Consider the following 22,299-nt stretch of genomic DNA (forward strand, 5'->3'; position numbering starts at 1 on the left):
AAGGGCGGAATTGCATGAAAATCTGGAAGCTTGGAGATGGAGGCAAATCCGCTATGGTGAATTTGAAAACTACTACAAAGTGTCTGATTTCAAGCAATTTTGGGTTTTCTCAATGACTGCTTTTTCCTACTCCTTCCATCAGGCCCCTGATATAGCCTATGGCATATAATGTTCCAATGGTACTGTAGCCAGGTTTTTCATTGCTGTCACCTGCCATTGTGGGCACATGATCAGGCCGAATGGGTCCCCTGAATTTGAGGTCTTTCAGGGCCTGCATGGCAGCAAACATATCTGTTTTCCCCTCATCATGGAAGGTCTCTTCAAAGTTATTCTTATCCCCTTTCACATCCCTGAAATGGACAAAATGGATGGCTTCATTTTGACCAAAATACCGAATGGCTGAAGGTATGTCTACCTCATTATCTTTATCCCCCATTGAAGCAAAACTTCCCTGACAAAAAGTAATACCATTGAAGAAACTGGGGTACATGTCCAACAACCTTTTGAAGGCATCTACTGAAGTCATTATTCTGGGAATTCCCTGAATATGGGATATGGGAGGATCATCAGGGTGAAGTGCCAATTTTATTCTATATTTTTCTGCTTCCGGTATTACGGCATCTAAAAAGTATTGGAGATTGTCCCACATCCGTTCATGACTCAATTCGCCATAATCACTGATCAAGGGTTTATCTTTAATATCTTCTATATCAAAAGCACTTACCAGAGCACCGCCTCTTCCTTTTCTTTCCATATCGGTTCTGGCCCAACTGATTACAGGCATCCAATTGTAGCAGATGGTATCTATTCCTTCCAAAGACAGGTTTTTCATTAAAGTGATGAAATTGGAAATTTCTTCATCCCTTCCCTCTAGTCCTAATTTTGTCCTGGTCCCCAAAGAAGGGGGACCTTCGATAACGGTCAAGGTGAGCCCTTCCTTTTTCCATGCTTCCTTTACTCCCCGAATTACTTTCCTGGACCAAGGCTTTTGACTGTTTAGACCTGCCATATTCGGATTAATTCCTCCTACTGCACCCATTACATCCATTTGTCTGGCCAGAGCTGTTTTCCATTCCTCAATCCCCCAGAAATATGCCAGACAGAGTTGCATGCCCAGGTCTCTAAGGTAAGCGGCTGACCGGACAGCACCGGGAAGGTGAAGATCCATAGGACCGGCAAGGCCTATTCCTGCAAGACCACCAGCCTTTTTCAAAAACGATCTTCTGTTTTTACTCATTGGCTAATCCATAAAGACGGCTCGCAAAATCCATGTATTGCTCCCAATCATAGGGAGTAAGGTTGTGTTTTCCTTCACGAATGTGATGTCCGGCATAAGGTAAATGAACAGGGGATTCCACTTCTGGAAGATCTGCTGGTAAATTGCCATTCATCTGGAAGATTTCCCGATGCACTCTTGTGCCAAGGACCAGGGAAAGATATTCCCCCTTGGGGTCTGCCCACTGGTCTTCGGAAGCACTCGCTACATATACTGCTCTGGGAGCAATGGAGGCAATTAGCAGGTGCTGATCAAGAGGCAGAAGGTCTTCCTGATCATTGTATTGGTCAAAATTGTCCGTAAACCAATAGGGGAAATTGGTATTGATACGCCTGACGGTTTCCCCAAACCTTCGTCTGGACAGGGCAGCCCCACCACAACCTGAATTATTGGAAATGGTAATGGCCCAGCGGGTATCCTGCGCTCCGGTCCAGAGAGATGCTTTCCCACCCCTGGAATGACCTACCACAGCACCTTTTTTAGCATCAATTTGTGGATCAGTCTCAAAGTAGTCCATGGCCCTCATGGCTCCCCAGGCCCAGGCACCAAGACCCCTCATGCCATTTTTCATTTCAAGTTGTTCGGGGTACAAAGTTTGAAGGATGTCTTCCTTGAAGGTGTCGTTGTTGTCATCCGAGACATCCTTTACATGAAAAGTAGCAGCTGCAAATCCCCTTTCAACAATATCCTCAGCAGGCCAAAAGCCCATTTTCACTTTTCGGGTAGGATCAATATTCTCCGGATCACGGTGGTTGATCAATAGAAATACTGGTGCAGGTTTAGTCGCACTTTTTGGAATAAAAAGAATCAGCCTCATTGAAATTGAGCCTCCATTGCGCCCTACCCGGATGTCAATTTCTTTCAAATGGGCATTACCGTCCATGGCCTCTTTGTCTTCAGAAACAAGGTTGAAACTGAGTTCGTCCATACTTCCGGGAACTTGACCGTAAACATTGTCCTCAAACAAGCGCAATATCTCAACCCTTCTTTGGTGTTCCCAATCCTTAATAGTGGAAACCACTTCTCCTTGTTGTGAAACGAATGGATCTGGTAGGGGATAGTCCGGAACCAGAGATTCGTCGTAATTGAATTCGTCCTGGGCACGGGTATGTAAAAAAGAAAAAAACAGGAGGCTCAAAACAATAAGCGATTTATTAGGCATGGTTATTTGATTGTTGGATTTATATAAATGCAATATAAAAAAACCTGCCAAAATGCAGGAAAGTATATCCCATATTTTAGCAGGCCTTACTAAAACTGGCTTATGATTACATTACTTTTTGGTAGTGATGATAATTACTCCATTTTTAGCTTTTTCACCGTATAAATTGACTTGATTACTTTTTAAAACCGAAATGGATTCGATGTCTATAGGTTTTGTTTGGGTCAGGAGTTGATTATCTGTTTGAACTTCTCCATCAAGAATATACAAGGGCTGTTTGGAGGAGTCAAATAGTTCTGAATTAATTTGTTCAGCATAATGGATTTTATTCATGCCATTTTCCCGAAGGGCTTTCTGTACTTCTTGTATAGTTCCCATTTTCACTCCGTCGAAAGCATATAGTTCAACTTCCACCTTTTCAGGGTTCCATTGATGATGCCTGGTCAGACTAGCGATACCTTTCGAAAGTCCGATGTTTAGCGGTAGGGTAATCCCATTAAAATTGATGTAATTTTTATTAATGATTTTCAGGGGTAGTTTTTGGGTCAAAGGGGGAAGTTCCGGTTTAAATCTGTTTTTTTCGCTATCTGCGTAAGCATTGACGGTTATTTCTTCTCCATACTTATTTTTTTGGGAGGGAGGGAGGCCATATTCTTCACCCCGAAGCTGAAAAGTTACCGGCAAAAGTATAAGGTATTCATTTTTAGCCTTAACAGGCTCCAATGCAGGGATATCTTTCAGCACCTCAAGCAATTCCTTCTCAGCGGCAGCGGATGGACTTTCCAGGATTTGGTAATGAATTACCTTTCCCGTCATATTTGTTCTCAATTGGACCAAAACGGTGCCAATATGATCGTTTTTATTATCACTAAACGGAAATTTAAGCTTTCTCACCAGGTAACCCCTAGCTGCATCACCTAATGCGATGGCCCCTGATTTCAGATCGTTGGTATCTTTTGCAGCAAAGGAAAAATTAGCAAAAGCAAAATTGGCAGAAGGCGAATTAACTTTATCGTCCCGGGTTGCTGCTGCTTGCTGTCTTTTTACAGGTTCAGGTGTAGTTTGCTTGCGATCTGTAGCAGAACTGATATTGGGGTTTGAGGATACATAAAGCTTGGTATGGACCACTACAGCCACAGCCTGTCCATTATGTTGGCCTGAATTCCATTGGGGGGCATGCGGGCTTTTCATGGCATCCAGTAATTGTTGATCTACCAGCCCATTTAAACTTTTCTTAATGACGGGGTAATTGATTTTACCATCCCCGTCAATAATGAACTCCAGCTCTACGGGGTCAGATGCGGCAATGAATTCACCTTGTGGTAAGTGAACCTGATTTTGCAGATAGCTGTACCAGTTTCCCCAGCCCTTCGATGGTTCAGGTTTTTTTTCCACCTTGTCGAATGGAAGCACATTTGCATACTGTTTTACCAAGGTCGAGTTGTTGCGCAAGGATTCGATTAATTGTAGAATTCTTAAGTAGTCGTTTTCATTTTGTATTCCCGAAAATTCATAGGAAAGTTCTCCCAATTGTGCCACTAGCCGTTGATTTTCCAGCATGCCGATGCTTTCATAATGAACCGGATTTTTGAGGTTTTTGACCTTTATACCAACCTGAATGGAGTCCTGCGCAGCCAATATCTGATTCTTTAAAAAATACGTAGGCTGGGTCTTGAACTGATTGAGCATGGTGATTCCCTTTTCTGTTTTCATGGACACCAGGCCAAAGAGCATAAGCATCAATGGGAATAGCATGAGTAACTTAAACCACTTTATCTTATGAGGCCTTTTCATCATTACGATCCTTTTTAATGTGGTAGAGCGAATAAAATAATTACCAATGGGCAGTTCAATCCCCTTGAAAGCCATTTTTACGAGCAATCTGGGGTAAGATTCTCTATTGACCGTTTCTTTTAAAACATATGCATCTGCTTGATATTCATGTAAATCTATCAGGGAAAACCGCATTAGATGTATCATGGGGTTAAACCAAAACAGGATGCTAAGAAACTGGTAATACAGTACATCGTAAGTATGCTTTTGTTTCACATGTTCCAGTTCGTGTTGGATGATCTGAGTTTTTTCATTCTCAGTCAGGTCTTCATTTTCATCCCAAAAGATCTTATCAAAAAAGGAAAATACGGGAGCCATACCAAAGGTAGGCACCTTGAAATAATTTTCTTTTAAAATATACCTGGTCTGGTACCAGCCTCTTTCTAAAATTTGGCGTAACTGAAAATATTGCCACAATAGCTTGGTAAATAAAATCATCACTATTGCCATATAACCCAATAAAAGATAATCTGTTATTTCCCACAACAATGGTAGCTTGCTTCCGGTAACAGTTATTTCTGGAAGCCCAAAAGTACCGACAACTTCCTGGCTCTCATCGGTTTGTATTGCTTTTAGAAAAGCCGTGTTTTCAAGAGAAATATTTGGTTTTTCAAAAGGCACCTGGATTTTTACCAAAGGAAAAGCCAAGGCCAAAACTGGAGTTACCAACAAGTATATCCTATTCAATAAAAATGTCTTTTCATTTTTCAAAAAGACCCAGTACAACCCATAAAAAAAAGCCAGGCAAAAAGTACTTTGCCAGATGTAATTGATCAGATGTGCCATATTTTTTAATTTAAACGGTTGATTTGGTGAATGAGCCTCTTTTTAAAATAAGTACGAATCAGGGTATTTTGATGGGCGTCCAGATACAGGAGATTGTATACAATCAATCCCTTTCGTTTTTGTTTTACAAGATTCTAGTTTCAATTAATAAATGGATTAAATCAGTTCCTTTGACTTGTCCTTTGAGTGAAATGCAATACAAAATAAACTTAACCATTTAGTTTTTGAATTCCAAACTAATCATCTTCTTCTTTTAAAAATTTTTTAACTGAAGAAATCGAGCATGACGTAGTCGTCACACACTGGGATGACTAACAACCATGCGAGATTCCATAGCCTGCCGCGACAAATCGGGGTGGCCATTAAAGAACAAATTATAGACACATGAAATCGAGCATGACGAAAACGTCACACAGTGGGATGAATATCATAGCGAGATTCCCCGTCCGACTGGCGTCATCCGGGCGGGCATCTGACAGCTAAAAATCAAATTATAAACAGATGAAAGGAAACCACCTTTTCCTGAGTAAGTAGTATTGGTCCACCGGATTTTATTAATCTGGTTTTATATTTATTTTCAATGAATATTTTTTACTACAGATAATGGAAAGCCTACAGCTTTATATTGAAACCATATGTAAAACTATCTCCGTATTCCAATAACATAATTTATAAAAAGCAAAAGATGAAGTTAAGTAAAGCTAATTTTGGTATAGTATTTGTTAATTATATATAAATTGTTGTTATCTTACACGGTTATAAACTTTATTTATCAAATAAATCTTAATTTAATATTTTATGTCAATTCAGGAGTTTTTAAGCAAGCATGCAGACCTTCCAAAAACAGACAGTGTGGTCTATATGGAAGATGCTGATGGAACGGTATTTCATTCTATAGATGAAGCGCATAAAAAAGGAAAACACCCTTTTGTAACCAAAAATGTAAAAGATACCGCACTGGCAGATCTTGGTGAATTAGGCATTCACTCCAAAGCCGAAGCATCCAAATTCATAGCCCTTGTTCAGTTTATATATGGAGTGGATGTTAAGAGCGATAAACCCACGGGGAGAGGAAGAAGAACTTACTCTAATCAGGAAAAGTCAAATATTCTTGCCGCCTGGAAAAAAGCTGAAGCCGAGGGTAAATCCAAAGCAGAATTCAGTAAGGAGACAGGAGTGACCTACCAGACCTTGTTTAAGTGGATCAAGGAATCTTAAAGTCATTTAATGATTCCGAAGGGTGGTTGACTTGATTTTTGTTGTAAACCCTTTAAATAGTAGAATGAAAAAAGCCCCCTGCTGTAAAGCAGGGGGCTTTTTGTACACCCGGAAGGATTCGAACCCTCAACCCTCGGAGCCGAAATCCGATATTCTATCCAGTTGAACTACGGGTGCCTGCCGACAATTATGCCGCAATATTAGTAAAATTAATTCAGGCTTTCAGTACATTTTGTACTTTTTCTGCCGCTTCTTTCAGGGTAATTGCAGAAGTAACCTTCAAACCAGACTCATCGATGATTTTGGCTCCCTCTTCCGCATTGGTTCCTTGTAATCTGACGATAATTGGAACTTGAATATCCCCTATGGATTTATAAGCTTCTACCACACCAGTAGCAATTCTATCACACCTTACGATTCCGCCAAATACATTGATAAGAATGGCTTTTACTTTTGGGTCTTTTAAAATGATTCTAAAACCTGCTTCAACGGTTTGTGCATTGGCTCCTCCACCTACATCAAGGAAATTAGCAGGTTCCCCACCTGATAGTTTGATCATGTCCATGGTAGCCATGGCCAAACCTGCACCATTTACCATACAGCCCACATTACCATCTAATTTCACGTAATTCAAGCCAGACTCTCCTGCTTCTACTTCCAGTGGATCTTCTTCATCAAGATCCCTCATTTCAGCAAGCTTTTTGTTTCTGAAAAGTGCGTTGTCGTCCAGATTAACTTTAGCATCTACAGCAAGAATCTGATCATCCGAGGTTTTTAAAACCGGATTTATCTCAAATTGTGAGGCATCTGTAGCATCATATGCTGCATATAAGGCCATGATAAATTTAACCATTTCCTTAAAAGCATTGCCTGTAAGTCCCAATTGAAAAGCAACTTTTCTTGCCTGGTAAGGTTGAATTCCCATAGAAGGATCTACCCATTCCTTTATGATTTTTTCAGGATTGTGTTCAGCTACTTCTTCAATATCCACCCCACCTTCGGTGGAAGCCATAATGACATTGCTGCCTGTGGCCCTGTCCAATAAGATGGAGAGATAATATTCTTTTGGTTCAAATTCTCCCGGGTAATATACATCCTGTGCTACCAGTAATTTTTTAACGAATTTACCCTCCTCCCCGGTTTGTATGGTTACCAATGTACCATTCAAAATATTTTTGGCTTTTTCTGGAACTTCTTCAAGAGATTTTGCTAAAACCACTCCACGTGAGCCGGTCTCTTTTATTTCTCCTTTACCCCTGCCACCAGCATGGATTTGTGCTTTTAGAACATACCAGGAAGTTCCTGTTGCTTCATTCAGTTTTTTAGCAGCTTCAACAGCAGCTTCAGGGCTATCGGCAACAATACCTTCCTGAATTTTAACTCCGTAAGATTTTAAAACTTCCTTTGCTTGATATTCGTGTATATTCATCCTGGTCAAAATTTTTGCCCGAAGTTAATGTCAATTGTCCGATAATTCAAGATTTAGAGATTGCTTTTTAGTGTTTCATGTAATCTTTACCTTTTTCGGGTTTGGTTTCTAAAGCTTATTGCTTTAAAAACCAGCGGAATAACTGATTAATAACGGCTAAACCCCACAATTTATCTTATTTTTTAAAATTTTGATTAATTTTACAACAAACCTTTGTTTAGGTTTACACTTTAATTTTGACTGCTATATATGTTAACTGCTCAATCTCTTCAAAAATATTATGGGGAATTACATGTGCTCAAAGGAGTAGATGTTACTATTCAGAAGAGTGAGATTGTATCTATAGTCGGCGCTTCGGGGGCCGGAAAAAGTACACTGCTTCACATTTTAGGAACGCTGGACAAAGCTGATTCAGGATCATTGGAAGTAGATGGATTTGATATTTTGAAGTTGAATGGGGACAAATTAGCGGCCTTCAGAAATGACCGTGTTGGTTTTATCTTTCAATTTCATAATTTATTACCGGAGTTTACGGCAGAAGAAAATATTTGGATTCCAGGGCTTATTGGCAAAAAACATGAATCCTTCCTCAGGAAAAGAACGCAGGAGCTGGCATCATTATTGGGTATTTCTTCCAGGCTTTCACATAAACCCGCCGAGCTTTCTGGTGGGGAACAGCAGCGAGTTGCTGTGGCCAGGGCCCTGGTAAATAATCCCGATATGATTTTCGCTGACGAACCCAGTGGAAACCTCGATACCCAGAATGCACAGGCATTACATGAGCTTTTTTTCAAATTAAGGGACGAGTTTGGTCAGTCTTTCATCATTGTAACCCATAATCAAAGTCTCGCAGGAATGTCAGATAGGATGCTGACAATGAAAGATGGAAGAATTATCACCTGAATGACAGGTTCCTTTGGTATCTTTGATGAAGGTGGGGCAGGGAATCAAAAATTAATAATTAACTTTGGGTCTTTAAAAATGCACTTTATGGTATTAGAATTTGAAAAACCTATAGCTGATCTGGAGCACAAGATTCAAGAAATGATTCATTTGGCTAAAGGAAAAAACATTGATTTATCCGCAGATATACAATCTCTGGAAGAAAAACTTCAGGTGTTAAAAAAGGAAACATTTTATAACCTTACCAGGTGGCAAAGGGTGCAACTCTCCCGACACGGTGACCGGCCATATGCCCTGGATTATATTTATGAAATGACCAATGATTTTATCGAGTTGTTTGGGGACCGCACGGTAAAAGATGACAAGGCAATGATTGGTGGCTTGGGTGACATCAACGGTAGGACAGTCATGTTTATCGGCCAGCAGAAAGGAAGGAATACCAAGCAAAGGCAAGAAAGAAATTTTGGGATGGCCAATCCTGAAGGCTACCGAAAAGCCCTCCGATTAATGAAATTGGCAGAAAAATTCAATAAGCCTATCATTACCCTGATTGATACTCCAGGGGCATTTCCTGGAATTGAGGCTGAAGAGAGGGGACAAGGAGAAGCCATTGCCAAAAACCTTAGGGAGATGTTTAAGTTGAAGGTTCCTGTTATTTGTATCATCATTGGTGAAGGAGCCTCTGGAGGTGCATTGGGAATAGCTATAGGAGACAAGGTATACATGTTGGAAAACACCTGGTATTCTGTCATTTCTCCGGAATCTTGTTCTTCCATTTTATGGAGGAGCTGGGACTATAAAGAACAAGCAGCAGAGGCCTTGAAACTCACAGGGCCAGACATGCAGGAAAACGGACTCATTGATGCCATCATAGAAGAACCTTTAGGCGGGGCACACAGAAACATGCAGGATATGGCCGTTAGAATAAAAAATCAGATAATCGCTGCGCTGTCTGAGTTGGATAAAATGAAACCAGAAAAGCGAATCGAAAAGCGCATTGATAAATTTTGTGCCATGGGAATCGTAAATGAATAATTTTGGTGGAAGAATCCTCCCACTGTGGGATTATATAGAGGGACATATACCACTTGATTTTGGAGAACAAAAATAAAATAGGTGTCGTGCTCTCCGGTGGAGGAGTACGAGGAATTGCTCATTTAGGTGTATTGCAAGCCTTCAATGAAGTGGATATTTATCCCGACTATTTGTCAGGAAGTAGTGCAGGTGCCATTGCGGCTGTAATGTATGCTTATGGGCATAAGCCGGCGGATATTCTAGACATTATCATCCAAACCAATTATTTCAAATTTTTCAGGCCTTCCATCAGTTTTAAGGCTTTGTTGAAAATGGATCTTCTGGAAGGCTTATTTGCAAAATACCTGCCTATTGATAATTTTTCAGCTTTAAAAACACCCGCATTTATTGCTGCTACCAATATTCAAAACAGCCAAACAGTTTTTTTCTCAGAGGGGCCACTCATAAAAAGACTGATGGCATCCTCCTGTATTCCAGGTATGTTTGAGCCAATATTGATTGAAGAGGGCTTGTTTGTAGATGGGGGGGTGTTGAATAACCTGCCTGTAGAACCTTTATTGGATAAATGCCACACCATAATAGGGATCAATTGTAACAATTTACCCATACTTCAAAACATCAGTCATATCAAGGGGCTTATTGAGAGGACTGTCATCATGTCGATGAATTACAATGTCTACAGTAGAAAAAGTATGTGTGATTATTTCATAGATCCACCTGGTTTGGCCAGATATGGAGTATTGGAAATCAAAAAGGCAAAAGAAATCTATGCAGCCGGGCTCAATGCCGGCAGACAGTTTCTTGAACAAAACCCTCAATTATCAGGTCTAAAAAATGAGGACTACCATCCTACAAAACAATGAAGTTACTTGCAAAATTTATATTTTGGATTTCAGGCTGGAAAATTTCGGGTGAATGGCCCGATGGAGTAAAGAAAGCTGTTTTGATCGCTATTCCCCATACCAGTAACTGGGATTTACTTTATGCGAGGTCTGCTTTTTTTCTAATGGACGTACCCGTTAGGTTTACCATCAAAAAAGAGGTAATGGTGGGTCCTCTGGGTTGGTTGATCAAATCATTAGGAGGGATTTCAATTGACCGCAAAAGAATGCCCGGAAGGAGGAAACAGACCTATACGGAGGCCATGATCCAGATGTTAAAGGAGAGAGAGGAATTGGTGGTAATGGTGACTCCCGAAGGAACCAGAAGTTATGCTCCCCGTTGGAAGACCGGCTTTTACCATATTGCTTCAGGTGCGGATGTGCCCATAGTAGTTGGTTTTTTAGATTATAAAAGAAAGCTGGCAGGCATTGGACCTGTGGTCAGGCCAAATGGTAAAATGGAAGAGCAAATGGAAGAAATGAAGGCATTTGGAAGAACCATTACCGGCAAGCATCCGGAGCAGGGAATTCGCTAAAGTTTTATTATTCAAATTGATTTGCCATTTAAGGTATGATTTTTGGTGATTTTCACTGAATTCCTTTTATGCAATTTGTTTGAATAATGATAAAGAGTAGAATTAAAAGTTTAAAGCGGTTTTCTTTTTTTGAAATCATCATCGATAGTGTCAAGGAATTTGGCAAAAGTGATTCGGTCACTTTTGCCGCTTCAACCGCTTTTTACACCATTTTTTCCTTGCCAGCCCTGTTGATCATCGTATTGAATATTGCCTCGGTACTTTACAGTGCAGATACCGTCAAGGATGAGCTACTCGCCCAGGTTTCCGGTTTGATTGGGGAAGAAAGTGCCCAGACTTTGGATGATGTCATGAAAAATGTTTCTATTAGTGGGCAAAAAGTTTATACCCGGATTTTGGGGATAGGGATCTTAATATTCTCTGCAACCACCGTTTTTGTTAGCCTTCAAAACAGCATTAATCATATTTGGCACATTAAATCAAAACCTGAGCGTGGCTTTTTAAAGTTCGTGATTAACCGCTTGCTAAGTTTTTCTATGGTAGCTTCTATAGGTTTCCTACTATTGGTGTCATTGCTGGCAGATGCCCTGATCGTAATATTCCTGAATTATTTTTCTGAAGTTTTTGATACGGGTACTTTAAAATTGGCGTCAGTAATTAATTTTTTTGTTACACAGTCAATTCTTGTATTGATTTTTGGTCTAATGTACAAAATCCTTCCGGATGCAGTCGTAAAATGGAGAGATGTCTGGTTGGGTGCTTTTGTTACCATGGCCTTGTTTGGACTGGGCAAATACCTGATAGGCCTCTATATGGGTAATGCAGATGTGGGAAGTTATTATGGTACTGCAGGTTCTCTGGTAGTGGTCTTGATTTGGGTTTATTATTCTGTACTTATTTTTCTTTTTGGTGCCCAATTGACCTATTTTATTGCTGAAAATGTAGGGGGGCAAATTGTTCCCATCAAACAGGCGGTAAGAATTAGGGTAGTAGAAGAAAATGGAGAAGATGAAGAATGTGAAAACGATGCCAATCCAAAGTAATCAGGCATTAAAACCACCGTCTACCGTAAAAACAGCGCCTGTAGTATAGCCTGAGGCCTGAGAAGCCAGAAACAAAGCCATCGATCCGATTTCCTCTTCCTCACCTATGCGTTTTAGTGGAAGATCGGCTAAGAATTTTTCTCTGATAGTTTCATCGGACCACAATACTTCAGAAAATTTGGTTTTGATCAAGCCTGGACAGATAGCATTCACCCTGATATCGTAGGTCCCCCATTCTTTGGCAAAAACCTTGGTCAGCGAAATCAGCGCTGCCTTGCTGATACTATACAATCCAAGGCCTTTTTCAGGTGATAAACCACTTATTGAACTGATATTGATAATTGATGCGGCCGAGGATTGCCTTAAAAACGGTAAACTCAATTTGGAAAGTTCGTAGGGTGCCTTTACGTTCACGTCAAGGACCTTGTCAAACAAATTTAAATCTGTTTCCTCAATAGGCCCGAAAATCGGATTGGTCGCAGCATTATTAACCAGTATATCAATTTGGCCATATTTTTCTATGGTTTGATTAATCAGGTTTTGCCTGTCATCCGGATATCCAATGTTATTGGCTATACCAAAAACCTCATAACCTTTTTCCCTTAATTTATGTGTGGCTTCATCCAATCTATCCTGATTTCTACTATTGATCACCACTTTTGCCCCCGCTGCAGCAAAAAAATGGGCTATAGAAAAACCTATACCCCGACTTGCGCCTGTAACAATAGCTACTTTATCCTGTAAAGAAAATAATGAACTTAAATCCATAAGAAATGACTATCTAAAGAGAGGAAATTATAAAGCCAATTTAAGTGATTAATACCAATAAATATCCATTATTGAAACAAATAATTGATGAATCAACAATATTTAAAAGATATTAGCCGTGATGTCTCAGAATCAAAATTATTCTTTATTTTCACGCTTTTTCTGGGATTCAGGATTGTCTTCCATGTTTGAAACTTCCTTCCCTAAAACTTCTTTGGAGGAAATTTCCTGACTGGCATCAACTTTACCTTTTTTTCTGTTAAATATTCGCTTAAATATTAAGAAAAGGGCCAATATTATGGCCAATACAAATAGTGCTCCTATCAATAAATCCATGAGATGCTTTTTAAGTTTTTATTAACTATAGGTACAAGAAAGGTGCCTAACCCTTCGGTACTATGGTTTTATTTCAAAAAAACCATTTGCATGCCGTATTGTTTTCAAAACTAAAATAACTTGCCCTGCACCGGTGGGCTTTTATAGGGGTTATCACTGCCTTTCAGAATTTCAAAGAACAATTTTAAAAATCCATTTTTCCAGCTTTCTGAATTGATCCTGATATCGGAGGGTTCTAGCCGGATAGAGCCACTTAGCTGACAATAGCCAATCATCATGCTCCATAGCGTGTAAAATGTGCTTTCTGCCTGAAGATCAGGTCCTATGCTTCCATCTTTGATCCCTTGAGAGATGGCTTTGATCCCTAATTTTGCCAGGTCATGATGGCTTTGTAGCAACTTATTAAAATACTGACTATCCAAAAGCAGGGGATTAACCTTTTCCTTGTCCAGATGGTATTGATTCAGCGTAGATAAAAAATACAACAAGGCATCATGGTACACTTTTTTTTCCTGAGCAAAAGTAAAGTAGCCCTCCACCAAATCTGTCATCACGTCCAGGCCTGTTTTTTCCTTGGCCTTTCCGAAGGATTTAAAAATCATATCCTTTAATTCATCTATACCTTTCCTGGTGATGGCCATGTATAAGTCTTCCTTACTTTTAAAATAAAAATAGACCAGACCCTTGCTTATTTTGGCCCTTTTAGCCACATCCTCTACTTTGGTGCCGTGAAAACCTTTCTGTCCAAATAATTGGAAAGCTGCCTCAAGGATTTTTTTTTCTTTTTGTTGTCTTTCGTAAACCCCCATATTTATTTGGGTTTTGTTGAACTTTAGTTAAGATACCCGGAGGTAAATGAATTTAAGACTGAACCGTGATGAGGTAGTAATTTTTTTTCCCTTTCTGCACCAGTAGGTATTTTCCCTGAAGCAAAGGTACTTGAATGGATTCCTGGGGATCAGCAACCTTTGTTTTATTGATTGAAAGGCCTCCTCCCTGTATAAGCTTCCTGGCTTCCCCTTTCGAACTGAAAATGGTTTTATCGAAACAAAGAAGTTCCAATACATTTTCTATGGAATCGAAAGTTTTCCTGTCTATTTTCATTACCGGTACCCCGTCAAATACCTGCAAAAACGTTCTTTCATCCAATTTGGAAAGATCTTCCAGAGAAGAATTTCCAAAAAGAATCCCGGATGCTTTTAATGCCATTTGGTATTCATCCTCTCCATGAACCATACAAGTGATTTCCTGAGCAATAGTCTTCTGTAAAAGCCGCTGATGGGGAGCTTCAGCATGTTTTTTTTCCAGTGTTTCAATGGCCAATTTATCCAGAGTAGTGAAAATCCGAATATAGCGTGTTGCATCTTCATCAGAGACATTCAACCAGAATTGATAAAAAGCATAAGGAGAGGTTTTTTCCGGATCCAGCCACACATTGCCTCCTTCGGATTTACCGAATTTGCTGCCATCTGCCTTGGTAATCAAGGGCACGGTTAGTGCAAAGGCTTCTCCACCTGCTTTCTTTCTGATCAGTTCTGTTCCTGTGACAATGTTTCCCCATTGATCTGATCCCCCAAGCTGAATGCTGCAGTCATTGTGCTTCCACAAATGGTAAAAATCATAACCCTGAATCAATTGATAGGTAAATTCAGTGAATGAAAGACCATTTCCTTCCTCCAGTCTTCTTTTTACTGAATCTTTCGCCATCATGTAATTGACAGTAATGTGTTTGCCTACATCCCGGATGAATTCCAGAAAAGAAAATTGAGCCATCCAGTCATAATTGTTGACCAAAATGGCTTTGTTTTCACTTGATGCATCGAAGTCTAAAAATTTTTCCAGTTGCTTCCTGATGCCGGCGATGTTTTGGTCAAGAGTAGCTTTATCCAGCAGGCTTCTTTCGGTAGATTTAAAAGAGGGATCTCCGATCATTCCGGTAGCCCCACCTATAAGGGCCATTGGCTGGTTTCCTGAGCGCTGAAAATGAACCAGGGTCATTACACCTACCATATGACCGATATGGAGAGAATCAGCTGTGGGGTCAAAACCCAGATAGGCTGCAGCCCTTCCTTTTCTCAAATGTTCCTCTATACCCGGGGTCATGTCCTGTAGCATTCCCCGCCACTTTAGCTCTGCTATAAAATCATTCATGTTGTAGGCTTTTTAAATGCGTCCGCAAATATAAGGCATCCGGGGAAATTGAAGGAATGAATAGGGTTTATTATGGCTGAATTTCGCATTCATCCATTTTTAATAATTCCAATTGGCATTTCCGGGAGGACAAGGCAAAAGCGTATCCCTCAAAGATTTCTTTTTCAGATCAGTAAAATAGATGGAAATTTCATGGGAGACATGGGCCGGATTGCTGAACCTATTCAACATGTAATCATAGCTATATGCCATGGTGATACCGCTTGGCAGGTTAAATCCCAGAACGGCATTGATCGAATTTTGGTCTGGCAAATCATTGAATCGGGTAATGTTTCTAAATCCCAAACCTCCGATGAAATTTTCTACCTGCAACTGTGGAATCAATTCTATTTGTTGAAAAGTGCCTTGTCTTTTGTAATTGAAGGATACCGAAAACACCTTTCTAATGGGATAGGTTTTGAACATCCTGTTGTCCAGGTTTTTGACATATCCTCCATGTACACCCCATTTAATGGGGAGATTATTGCCAATGCCATTATCTAAAAAGCCAATATTTGGCCTGGTGACATGGTGGCTGCTGATCCCCAACCAAAAGTCCGGAACCTGAAGCAATGCCCCAAATGAAAGGTCCGGATACCAATTGCTGTCTTCTCCCGGAAGCCTGTCAATAGTAGTGGGATTGACGGTACGGTTTAACAAATCAATCTGGTCACCAAAAACCAACTCCTCTAGTGTTAGGCTTCGGTTTACAACACCAAATTGTCCACCAAACCGTAAGAAGCTTTCATCTCCCAATTTTAACCTGTAGGAAATGTATCCAGCAATATCTGCAGACCTTATGCTTAAAAAAGATTCTGTAAACTGTGAGGCAGACAGCCCTATACCCACATTGGATTTGTCCAGGTAGGTGTCGAAGTAAAATCCTGCTGCATTAAAATCATAACCCAAACCCGGCCATTGTTTGCGGTAATTTAGCCCTACTCTGCTGGTTTCCATGGCGCCGGCGAAGGCCGGACTCAGGTTTAGGGGAGCAGCATAAAACTGGGTGAAATGAAAATCCTGCCCCAGGGCTTTATTCCAGCCTGTAATCAGGCAGAGACATGCTATTCCTATGGTCCATACGTTTTTCATTTCAAAAGCATCAATGCACCGGTGTCCGAAAATTCCCTCCCATCGGTGGTAGTAAAATTCAATTTGTAAACATAATTCCCGGGTGTGGATTGTTGTCCCCGATAGCTGCCATCCCATCCCCTGGAATCTATTTCTTCGGTATGGAAAAGTATTTCACCCCATTTGTTCATGATGGTAAAAGAAATCTCTTCAATATAAAGGAATTTGGGAAAGAAATAATCATTGATCCCATCCCCGTTAGGGCTGAACACATTCGGGACCTTCAGAAAGTAATCCAATATTTCAATTTCAAATGTTGTTGTAGAGCTACAATTCCAGAAATCATAGGCAGTCAAATTAACTTCATATATGCCCGCTTCCTGATACCGATGTATGGGACTATCTTCAAGACTGTTGTTCCCGTCACCAAAATCCCAGTAATAGCTGTCGATATTTCCACTGCTGTTGTTGATAAATTGCACATCAAAGTTGACAAGGTCTTCTCCATAGCTGTCAAAAGAGGCTGAAATATAATCTCCATCCACCAAAACCTGGCTATTTTCAACATCAAAACTTTTGTTTTGGGTGCAGCCATAGCCATCTGTAACCGTGACTGCATAAGTTCCGGGTTCATCGGTATTCATGCGGTAACCCTCATCAAACACTTCACCATTGCTCCATTCAATAGTGTAGGGTGCTACTCCGCCGGCTACATTGATTTCGAATGTTTCACTGATCCCCCGGGGTTCGCATTCAATGGAGGTAGTGGATACCATATCTATAGTAATTGGAGTGGGTCTGTTTACCCTGAAAGTTTGACTGACAAAACATCCGGATTGGTCTGTAATATCTACGGAATAGGTTCCATTGGTTAATCCTGAAATTCCCGCAGTGTTGGCTCCATTGCTCCATTCGTAGTTGTAGGGAGGGGTGCCCCCTGAAACTATCAGGTTGATTGCTCCACTTTGACCATCTTCACAGGATAGGGCATCCTGGATTTGCTCCACTACCACCAAAATATCAGGCTCCACAATGTTGAATGACCGTTGAATGGTACAACCTTTTGCATCTTCCAGTAGTACGCTGTATGTTCCTGGTCCAAGGTTATAGATAGCCGATTGCTCAGGGCCATGATCCCATATGGCCCTTACAGGAGCCTCCCCTCCTTCCAGGTTGAGCAAAATGCTCCCATCCGCAGCCCCATTGCAAGATATTTGATTTACTTCCGGGGATACATCAAAAACCGGTACATCCTCAATGGTTGTTTCCCTTACCAGCCTGCAGCCGTTTGCATCGGTTACCGTAACCTGATAAAAGCCAGGACCTATCCCCGAAAATTCTGTTTGTGTGGAGCCAATGTTCCAACTGACCTGGTAGGGGGCTTCACCCCCGGTTATGTCAACAGAAAGGTTGGCATCATTGGCGTTGAAACAGGATACAGGGGTTTGGTTGAGTGTGGCTTCAAGGGCAGCGTCCGGCTGGAGAATCTGAATTTCGGGTAAGATGCCTATACAACCATTGGCATCTGTGACGCTAAGGGAGTAGTTGCCAGCAGGAATATTTTCCAGGTTTTGAGAGCTCATGTCAATTGCTGCACCATCTCGTGACCAATCAAACACATAGGTATCAGTTACCCCTCCCGTTACTGCTACAGCAATGCTCCCGGTGGCTTCTCCAAAGCAAAGCACATCTTCCGTTTCCAGCAAAGTTACTTCCAGCAAATCCGGCTCATTGACAGGAAAGCTTTCCCTTGCCTCACATCCATTTTCATCAACCAGCAGCACTTCATAAATTCCCGGAGATAATCCGGATATTTCGGTGGCAGCGGAAGTGAAATTGTTGGGACCTGTCCACGAAATGGTGAAATTCTCGGTGCCACCGGTAGCAGCTAGAGAAATACGTCCATCATTCGCTCCAAAACAACTGATCTCAAAACCATTGATACTACTGATTGTAGCATTCAAATCAAGTGGCTCAGGGGAAAGTATCTCCAATTCATCAGAATTGACTGCGCAGCCATTTTCATCGGTAACAGTAAGCTGGTAAGTGCCTGGGCTTAAATTAGAAATTCTGAGTTGATCTGATGAAAAGCCCTCAGGCCCGGTCCACTCAAATGTATAATTTCCAGACCCTCCGGCTACCGTAACTTCAATGAAGCCATCAGCAGCACCAAAACAACTGATATTAAAACCGTTAAAGGAGGACAATTCAGTGGATTCAATCTGTACACCTTCATCTGGCTGACTGATAAGCAGCCCAGTCAATTCCTGAAAACACCCATTGGCATCCGTAACCCGCACGGTGTAGTTGCCCGCTGGTAGGTTGTCAACTATCCAGTTGATGTCCGTGGTTGGCGCTGTTTCACGGCTGATACTTCCATCTTGATTTTCCAGACTAAACAGGTAGGGGCCAGCTGAAGGTCCGCTAAGGCTAACCCCTAATCTTCCCGTTTCCTGTCCAAAACAGGCAACATTTTCTTTTTCATCGACCAATTCAACTATTTGCAGACTCTCAGGTTCAGTAAGGTTGTAACTGCTATTTATCTGGCAGCCGTTTTGGTCGGAAATCAACACCTCATACACACCGGTAACCAGGTTTTCCAGGGAGGTATCATTGGAAGTAAAGCCATCCGGGCCTGTCCAATTAACGTTTATTGGTTCATTTCCACCTGAAATGAGCAGATGGATAAAACCCTCATTTCCACCATTACATTGGATGCCAAAACCATTGAAATCTGAGACTTCATCGGTTAAACTCAAGGCTTCAGGTTCTGTAATCCCAAAGGTCTCTGTCAAAGAACATCCTGATTCGTCAGATACAGTCAATTCATAATTTCCCGGTGCCAAATCAGAAAGGGTATTGCTTGCAGAGGTAAAACCATCCGGACCAGACCAGGATAAAGCCACTGCACCTTGTGCACCTTCTACCTCAAACGATATAAAACCATCGTTGGCTCCGTTACAAGAGATTTCAAAACCGTTGTAATCAGAAACCGATACATTGGTTAATTCAAGACCATTTTCCGGTTGCACTATGGGAATGTCTTCGATGATTTTGCTACAGCCGTTAGAATCAGTGACCCGAACCCAATAATTTCCAGCAACCAGGTTGGCCAGATCCAGCCTATCCGACACAAAATCATTAATGGTCCTAAGGGGCACAGTTTCGCCCATTTCACCAAGCTGTATTTCATAGGGTGGAACCGAAAGACTGGTTAATGCTATTGCAATGGCTCCGGTATCATCCCCAAAGCAAGTGATATTTACCCTTTCGTCTGGAATCTCTTCGATGATCAATTCCACCGGTTCTTCCAGCAAATAACTGGATTCAAGTATACATCCATTCGAATCTGTAATGGTCAGTTCATAAGACCCGGGGCTTAAATTTTCTATGATTGGATCCGTGAAGCTGAATCCGTCAGGCCCTGCCCAACTAAAGGTAAACGCACCTGTGCCGCCAGCTGGATCAGGATTGATACTGCCATCTGCACTGCCAGTACAACTGATCTCGAAACCATTGTAATTCGGGATGACTTCGTTTAGGGTGATGGGGGTAGGAGCGATAAGTTCTACTGATCCGATAGTTGCGGTACAATTGTTCTCATCGGTAACGATGAATTGATACTGTCCCGGAGCCAAATCAAAAATATCCTTTTCAGTGGATTCAAAGCCATCCGGTCCGGTCCAGAGGTAGTCCAGTGCACCTTCTCCGCCGGTAATTTCCAATTCAATGCTCCCATCATTCTGACCGGGACAGGAGATCTGAAATCCATTATAGTCAGAAATGACCGGCTCTTCAATTATTAATCCCGTATCGGGTTGATCGATAAGGATGTCGTTGATTTCAAAAGTACAGCCCTTGGCATCCGTGACCACCAAACGGTAATTACCTGCGGGCAGGTCTGAAATGAATACTTCGCCGAATCCAAGAGAAACTATTGGATCCTCTTTAATTCCTTCTGAAGCACCGTCCCTAAATGCCTCAAAAAAATAAGGTCCAGTAGTGGGTCCATCTACTTCCAATACAATCAAGCCTGTTTCTTCCCCAAAACACTGCACGTCTACCCTAAGGTCTGCCCGCTCAATCATGGATAAAGGGTCAGGTTCTTCTATGGTGAAATTTTCTGCGATCATACAGCCATTGGCATCGGTCAGTAAAACTGCATAATCCCCCGCTTCCAGACCTTGCCGCTGCATGGCATCATCACCTGCCTGCGCCGTCAATTCATTCAAACCGGTCGGATCCGGTACGGTAAGGTCAGCAAAATTCCCCTCATACCAGGCTATGGTATAGGCTTCAGTACCTCCCGTTGGAGCAATAGTGACAATGCCATCGCCGGCTCCATTGCAGGAAATAGGATTAAAATTAGCATTTAACTCGAGGGGATCAGGTCCTTCTACAATAAAAGTGGGGGTAACAATAGTACATAGCAAGGGAGCTGCATCCGGGATTTCAAACCGGCGCACACTTTCTTGGATTACAGCATAATAACTCCCTTCTGGTAAGTTGGAAAGGGTGCTTTCCATACCAAGGATTTCACCGTCCTTTTCAATTGGGATATTGGATTCGGTACCAATTTTGTCACCGGATAAAGCGAACCAGTGGATTGAATAATTCCTCGCTGTTTCAAAGGGACTGCCCTCAAAGGGTTGAGACCAGCCTCCGCTAATGGAAAGGACTATTTCTCCATCATTAGCCCCAAAACAGGATAAGTTTTGAATACTTTCCTCTACAATTATGGGTTCAGGTAATACAATTTCAAATTCCTCAGTACCACTACAACCAAGCCTATCAATCACTTCCATCGTGAACTTTCCGTTTCCTATATTATCAGAATTAATAACCAAATAATCAGTTGTAAGACTGACTATATTATAAGTGTCCGATACGATGTTATCTTCCTCATCATAAATTATAAATGATGTTAAAGGTACTTCAGCATTATAAAAAATAAATTCTACAACTCCTCCGGGATCTTCTGCACATAATGGACCGGATACATTAATGTCAAAATTTATAGAATAAGGCTCGCCTAGTGGACCAATCTGCTTGGTGAAAACTCTACCCAAATTGTCCTCAACTATAATATCATAATTCGCTATTCTACTTAGATCCAATTCTTCAAAATCAAAACTAGCTGAGGCTGTTCCCTGACCAGGAAAAGAACTTGTGAAAATTTGTTCTTGAATAATATTCCCATCCAAATCTAATAAGGTAAAATTAACAGGAAATGACTGTGAAGGAATTCCAGGGAAAGGTTGATATGCCTTAACTTCTAAAGTAACTATACCCATGCAGGGCTTTTCATCATATCTGGTGTGGGTCAGGGGAGGGATGACCAGTATCCTTAGTTCATAATCGTCGAAATCACCCGATACGTCCGATACCCTCACATTTACCAGGATTTCTTCTCCGGCAGCACTCCATTCTTTATCGTATTCTATAGTCCGGTTAATGGTGTTTCCTGTTCGATTGTATCCTGGTCCTTCTAAAACCTGTAGAGATAAATCTCCAGGATCCCCATCATAATCAATGGTAAGCATGTCCAGGGTGATTACCAGGCCTTCATCATAAAAGATTTTTACTTCCTCCTGACCTGTAACGGTAATGGGCAAAAACAACATCCAATCTTTACCCTGAGTTTGCAGCAAAACAGTGCTGGTCAAAACTACGACCAGTGTTGTGTATAACAAAAATTTTAATCTAGCTCTTTGATAAAAAATCAAACTTTTATACAAAAAATTCACGACAAAAAATAGTTTTAATTATCTAAAATACAAAATATTGATTATAACATGAATTGACGCAATAAAATTAAGCAATAGATTTTAT

16 protein-coding genes and 1 tRNA gene are annotated in these 22,299 nt (G+C 41.1%); 6 read left to right on the top strand and 11 right to left on the bottom strand.

Annotation, left to right across the window (positions count from 1 at the left end; translation table 11 throughout):
• Nucleotides 1–109 precede the first annotated feature (109 nt).
• The 3 genes from G9Q97_RS11015 to G9Q97_RS11025 form a co-directional block, all read right to left on the bottom strand.
• Complete coding sequence (locus G9Q97_RS11015) at nt 110–1,237, bottom strand: mannonate dehydratase (RefSeq protein ID WP_166146796.1); 1,128 nt, start codon at nt 1,235–1,237, stop codon at nt 110–112.
• Nucleotides 1,230–2,438: an alpha/beta hydrolase family protein gene (locus tag G9Q97_RS11020; protein WP_166146798.1), complete on the bottom strand. Its 1,209-nt coding sequence runs from the start codon at nt 2,436–2,438 to the stop codon at nt 1,230–1,232. The genes G9Q97_RS11015 and G9Q97_RS11020 overlap by 8 nt, the downstream gene beginning before the upstream one ends.
• Nucleotides 2,439–2,549: 111 nt before the next feature.
• Entirely contained in the window at nt 2,550–5,057 is a 2,508-nt protein-coding gene (locus G9Q97_RS11025) for a M56 family metallopeptidase (RefSeq protein ID WP_166146800.1), read from the bottom strand.
• Nucleotides 5,058–5,855: 798 nt separating this feature from the next.
• Between G9Q97_RS11025 and G9Q97_RS11030 the strand changes: the two genes are divergently transcribed.
• Entirely contained in the window at nt 5,856–6,275 is a 420-nt protein-coding gene (locus G9Q97_RS11030; RefSeq protein WP_166146802.1) for a helix-turn-helix domain-containing protein, read from the top strand.
• Between the two features lie 103 nt (nt 6,276–6,378).
• On the opposite strand, the gene G9Q97_RS11035 is transcribed toward G9Q97_RS11030, so the two are convergent.
• Nucleotides 6,379–6,452: transfer RNA gene (locus G9Q97_RS11035), tRNA-Arg, on the bottom strand.
• A 37-nt stretch (nt 6,453–6,489) separates the two neighbouring features.
• Entirely contained in the window at nt 6,490–7,704 is a 1,215-nt protein-coding gene (gene sucC, locus G9Q97_RS11040; protein ID WP_166146804.1) for an ADP-forming succinate--CoA ligase subunit beta, read from the bottom strand.
• A 249-nt stretch (nt 7,705–7,953) separates the two neighbouring features.
• Here sucC and G9Q97_RS11045 point away from each other — a divergent pair, with 249 nt between their 5' ends.
• The 5 genes from G9Q97_RS11045 (at nt 7,954) to G9Q97_RS11065 (ending at nt 12,102) form a co-directional block, all read left to right on the top strand.
• Nucleotides 7,954–8,607, top strand: a complete 654-nt coding sequence (locus tag G9Q97_RS11045) for an ABC transporter ATP-binding protein (RefSeq protein WP_166146806.1) — start codon at nt 7,954–7,956, stop codon at nt 8,605–8,607.
• A gap of 87 nt (nt 8,608–8,694) precedes the next feature.
• Complete coding sequence (locus tag G9Q97_RS11050) at nt 8,695–9,642, top strand: acetyl-CoA carboxylase carboxyltransferase subunit alpha (RefSeq protein WP_166146808.1); 948 nt, start codon at nt 8,695–8,697, stop codon at nt 9,640–9,642.
• A 59-nt stretch (nt 9,643–9,701) separates the two neighbouring features.
• The gene (locus G9Q97_RS11055; RefSeq protein WP_166146810.1) at nt 9,702–10,505 is read left to right on the top strand and encodes a patatin-like phospholipase family protein; all 804 of its coding nucleotides are present in this window, start codon (nt 9,702–9,704) and stop codon (nt 10,503–10,505) included.
• A complete protein-coding gene (locus tag G9Q97_RS11060) occupies nt 10,502–11,059 on the top strand; it encodes a 1-acyl-sn-glycerol-3-phosphate acyltransferase (protein WP_166146812.1) in 558 nt (185 codons plus the stop codon). Before G9Q97_RS11055 ends, G9Q97_RS11060 begins: the two co-directional genes overlap by 4 nt.
• An 86-nt stretch (nt 11,060–11,145) precedes the next feature.
• Nucleotides 11,146–12,102: a YihY/virulence factor BrkB family protein gene (locus tag G9Q97_RS11065; RefSeq protein WP_166146814.1), complete on the top strand. Its 957-nt coding sequence runs from the start codon at nt 11,146–11,148 to the stop codon at nt 12,100–12,102.
• On the opposite strand, the gene G9Q97_RS11070 is transcribed toward G9Q97_RS11065, so the two are convergent.
• From G9Q97_RS11070 to G9Q97_RS11095, 6 genes are all read right to left on the bottom strand, one after another.
• On the bottom strand, nt 12,103–12,870 hold the full coding sequence (locus G9Q97_RS11070) for an SDR family NAD(P)-dependent oxidoreductase (RefSeq protein WP_166146816.1): 768 nt from the start codon (nt 12,868–12,870) through the stop codon (nt 12,103–12,105). It abuts the gene before it with no gap.
• Between the two features lie 138 nt (nt 12,871–13,008).
• Complete coding sequence (locus G9Q97_RS11075) at nt 13,009–13,206, bottom strand: hypothetical protein (protein WP_166146818.1); 198 nt, start codon at nt 13,204–13,206, stop codon at nt 13,009–13,011.
• A gap of 110 nt (nt 13,207–13,316) precedes the next feature.
• A complete protein-coding gene (locus G9Q97_RS11080; protein ID WP_166146820.1) occupies nt 13,317–14,015 on the bottom strand; it encodes a TetR/AcrR family transcriptional regulator in 699 nt (232 codons plus the stop codon).
• 52 nt (nt 14,016–14,067) lie between these two features.
• Nucleotides 14,068–15,357, bottom strand: a complete 1,290-nt coding sequence (tyrS, locus tag G9Q97_RS11085) for a tyrosine--tRNA ligase (RefSeq protein ID WP_166146822.1) — start codon at nt 15,355–15,357, stop codon at nt 14,068–14,070.
• A 99-nt stretch (nt 15,358–15,456) separates the two neighbouring features.
• Nucleotides 15,457–16,488, bottom strand: a complete 1,032-nt coding sequence (locus G9Q97_RS11090; RefSeq protein ID WP_166146824.1) for a PorP/SprF family type IX secretion system membrane protein — start codon at nt 16,486–16,488, stop codon at nt 15,457–15,459.
• A complete protein-coding gene (locus G9Q97_RS11095) occupies nt 16,485–22,160 on the bottom strand; it encodes a T9SS type B sorting domain-containing protein (RefSeq protein WP_166146826.1) in 5,676 nt (1,891 codons plus the stop codon). The genes G9Q97_RS11090 and G9Q97_RS11095 overlap by 4 nt, the downstream gene beginning before the upstream one ends.
• Nucleotides 22,161–22,299 lie beyond the last annotated feature (139 nt).

It is taken from the genome of Cyclobacterium plantarum (assembly GCF_011290685.1).
GTDB classification, from domain to species: domain Bacteria; phylum Bacteroidota; class Bacteroidia; order Cytophagales; family Cyclobacteriaceae; genus Cyclobacterium; species Cyclobacterium plantarum.

Excerpts from the sequence above, each read along its gene's own strand:
- G9Q97_RS11015 (WP_166146796.1), bottom strand. The coding sequence starts at position 1,237 with ATGAGTAAAAACAGAAGATCGTTTTTGAAAAAGGCTGGTGGTCTTGCA.
- G9Q97_RS11075 (WP_166146818.1), bottom strand. The coding sequence starts at position 13,206 with ATGGATTTATTGATAGGAGCACTATTTGTATTGGCCATAATATTGGCC.
- tyrS (WP_166146822.1), bottom strand. The coding sequence starts at position 15,357 with ATGAATGATTTTATAGCAGAGCTAAAGTGGCGGGGAATGCTACAGGAC.
- G9Q97_RS11050 (WP_166146808.1), top strand. The coding sequence starts at position 8,695 with ATGGTATTAGAATTTGAAAAACCTATAGCTGATCTGGAGCACAAGATT.
- G9Q97_RS11060 (WP_166146812.1), top strand. The coding sequence starts at position 10,502 with ATGAAGTTACTTGCAAAATTTATATTTTGGATTTCAGGCTGGAAAATT.
- G9Q97_RS11070 (WP_166146816.1), bottom strand. The coding sequence starts at position 12,870 with ATGGATTTAAGTTCATTATTTTCTTTACAGGATAAAGTAGCTATTGTT.
- G9Q97_RS11090 (WP_166146824.1), bottom strand. The coding sequence starts at position 16,488 with ATGAAAAACGTATGGACCATAGGAATAGCATGTCTCTGCCTGATTACA.
- G9Q97_RS11025 (WP_166146800.1), bottom strand. The coding sequence starts at position 5,057 with ATGGCACATCTGATCAATTACATCTGGCAAAGTACTTTTTGCCTGGCT.
- G9Q97_RS11045 (WP_166146806.1), top strand. The coding sequence starts at position 7,954 with ATGTTAACTGCTCAATCTCTTCAAAAATATTATGGGGAATTACATGTG.
- G9Q97_RS11080 (WP_166146820.1), bottom strand. The coding sequence starts at position 14,015 with ATGGGGGTTTACGAAAGACAACAAAAAGAAAAAAAAATCCTTGAGGCA.
- G9Q97_RS11020 (WP_166146798.1), bottom strand. The coding sequence starts at position 2,438 with ATGCCTAATAAATCGCTTATTGTTTTGAGCCTCCTGTTTTTTTCTTTT.
- G9Q97_RS11065 (WP_166146814.1), top strand. The coding sequence starts at position 11,146 with ATGATAAAGAGTAGAATTAAAAGTTTAAAGCGGTTTTCTTTTTTTGAA.
- sucC (WP_166146804.1), bottom strand. The coding sequence starts at position 7,704 with ATGAATATACACGAATATCAAGCAAAGGAAGTTTTAAAATCTTACGGA.
- G9Q97_RS11030 (WP_166146802.1), top strand. The coding sequence starts at position 5,856 with ATGTCAATTCAGGAGTTTTTAAGCAAGCATGCAGACCTTCCAAAAACA.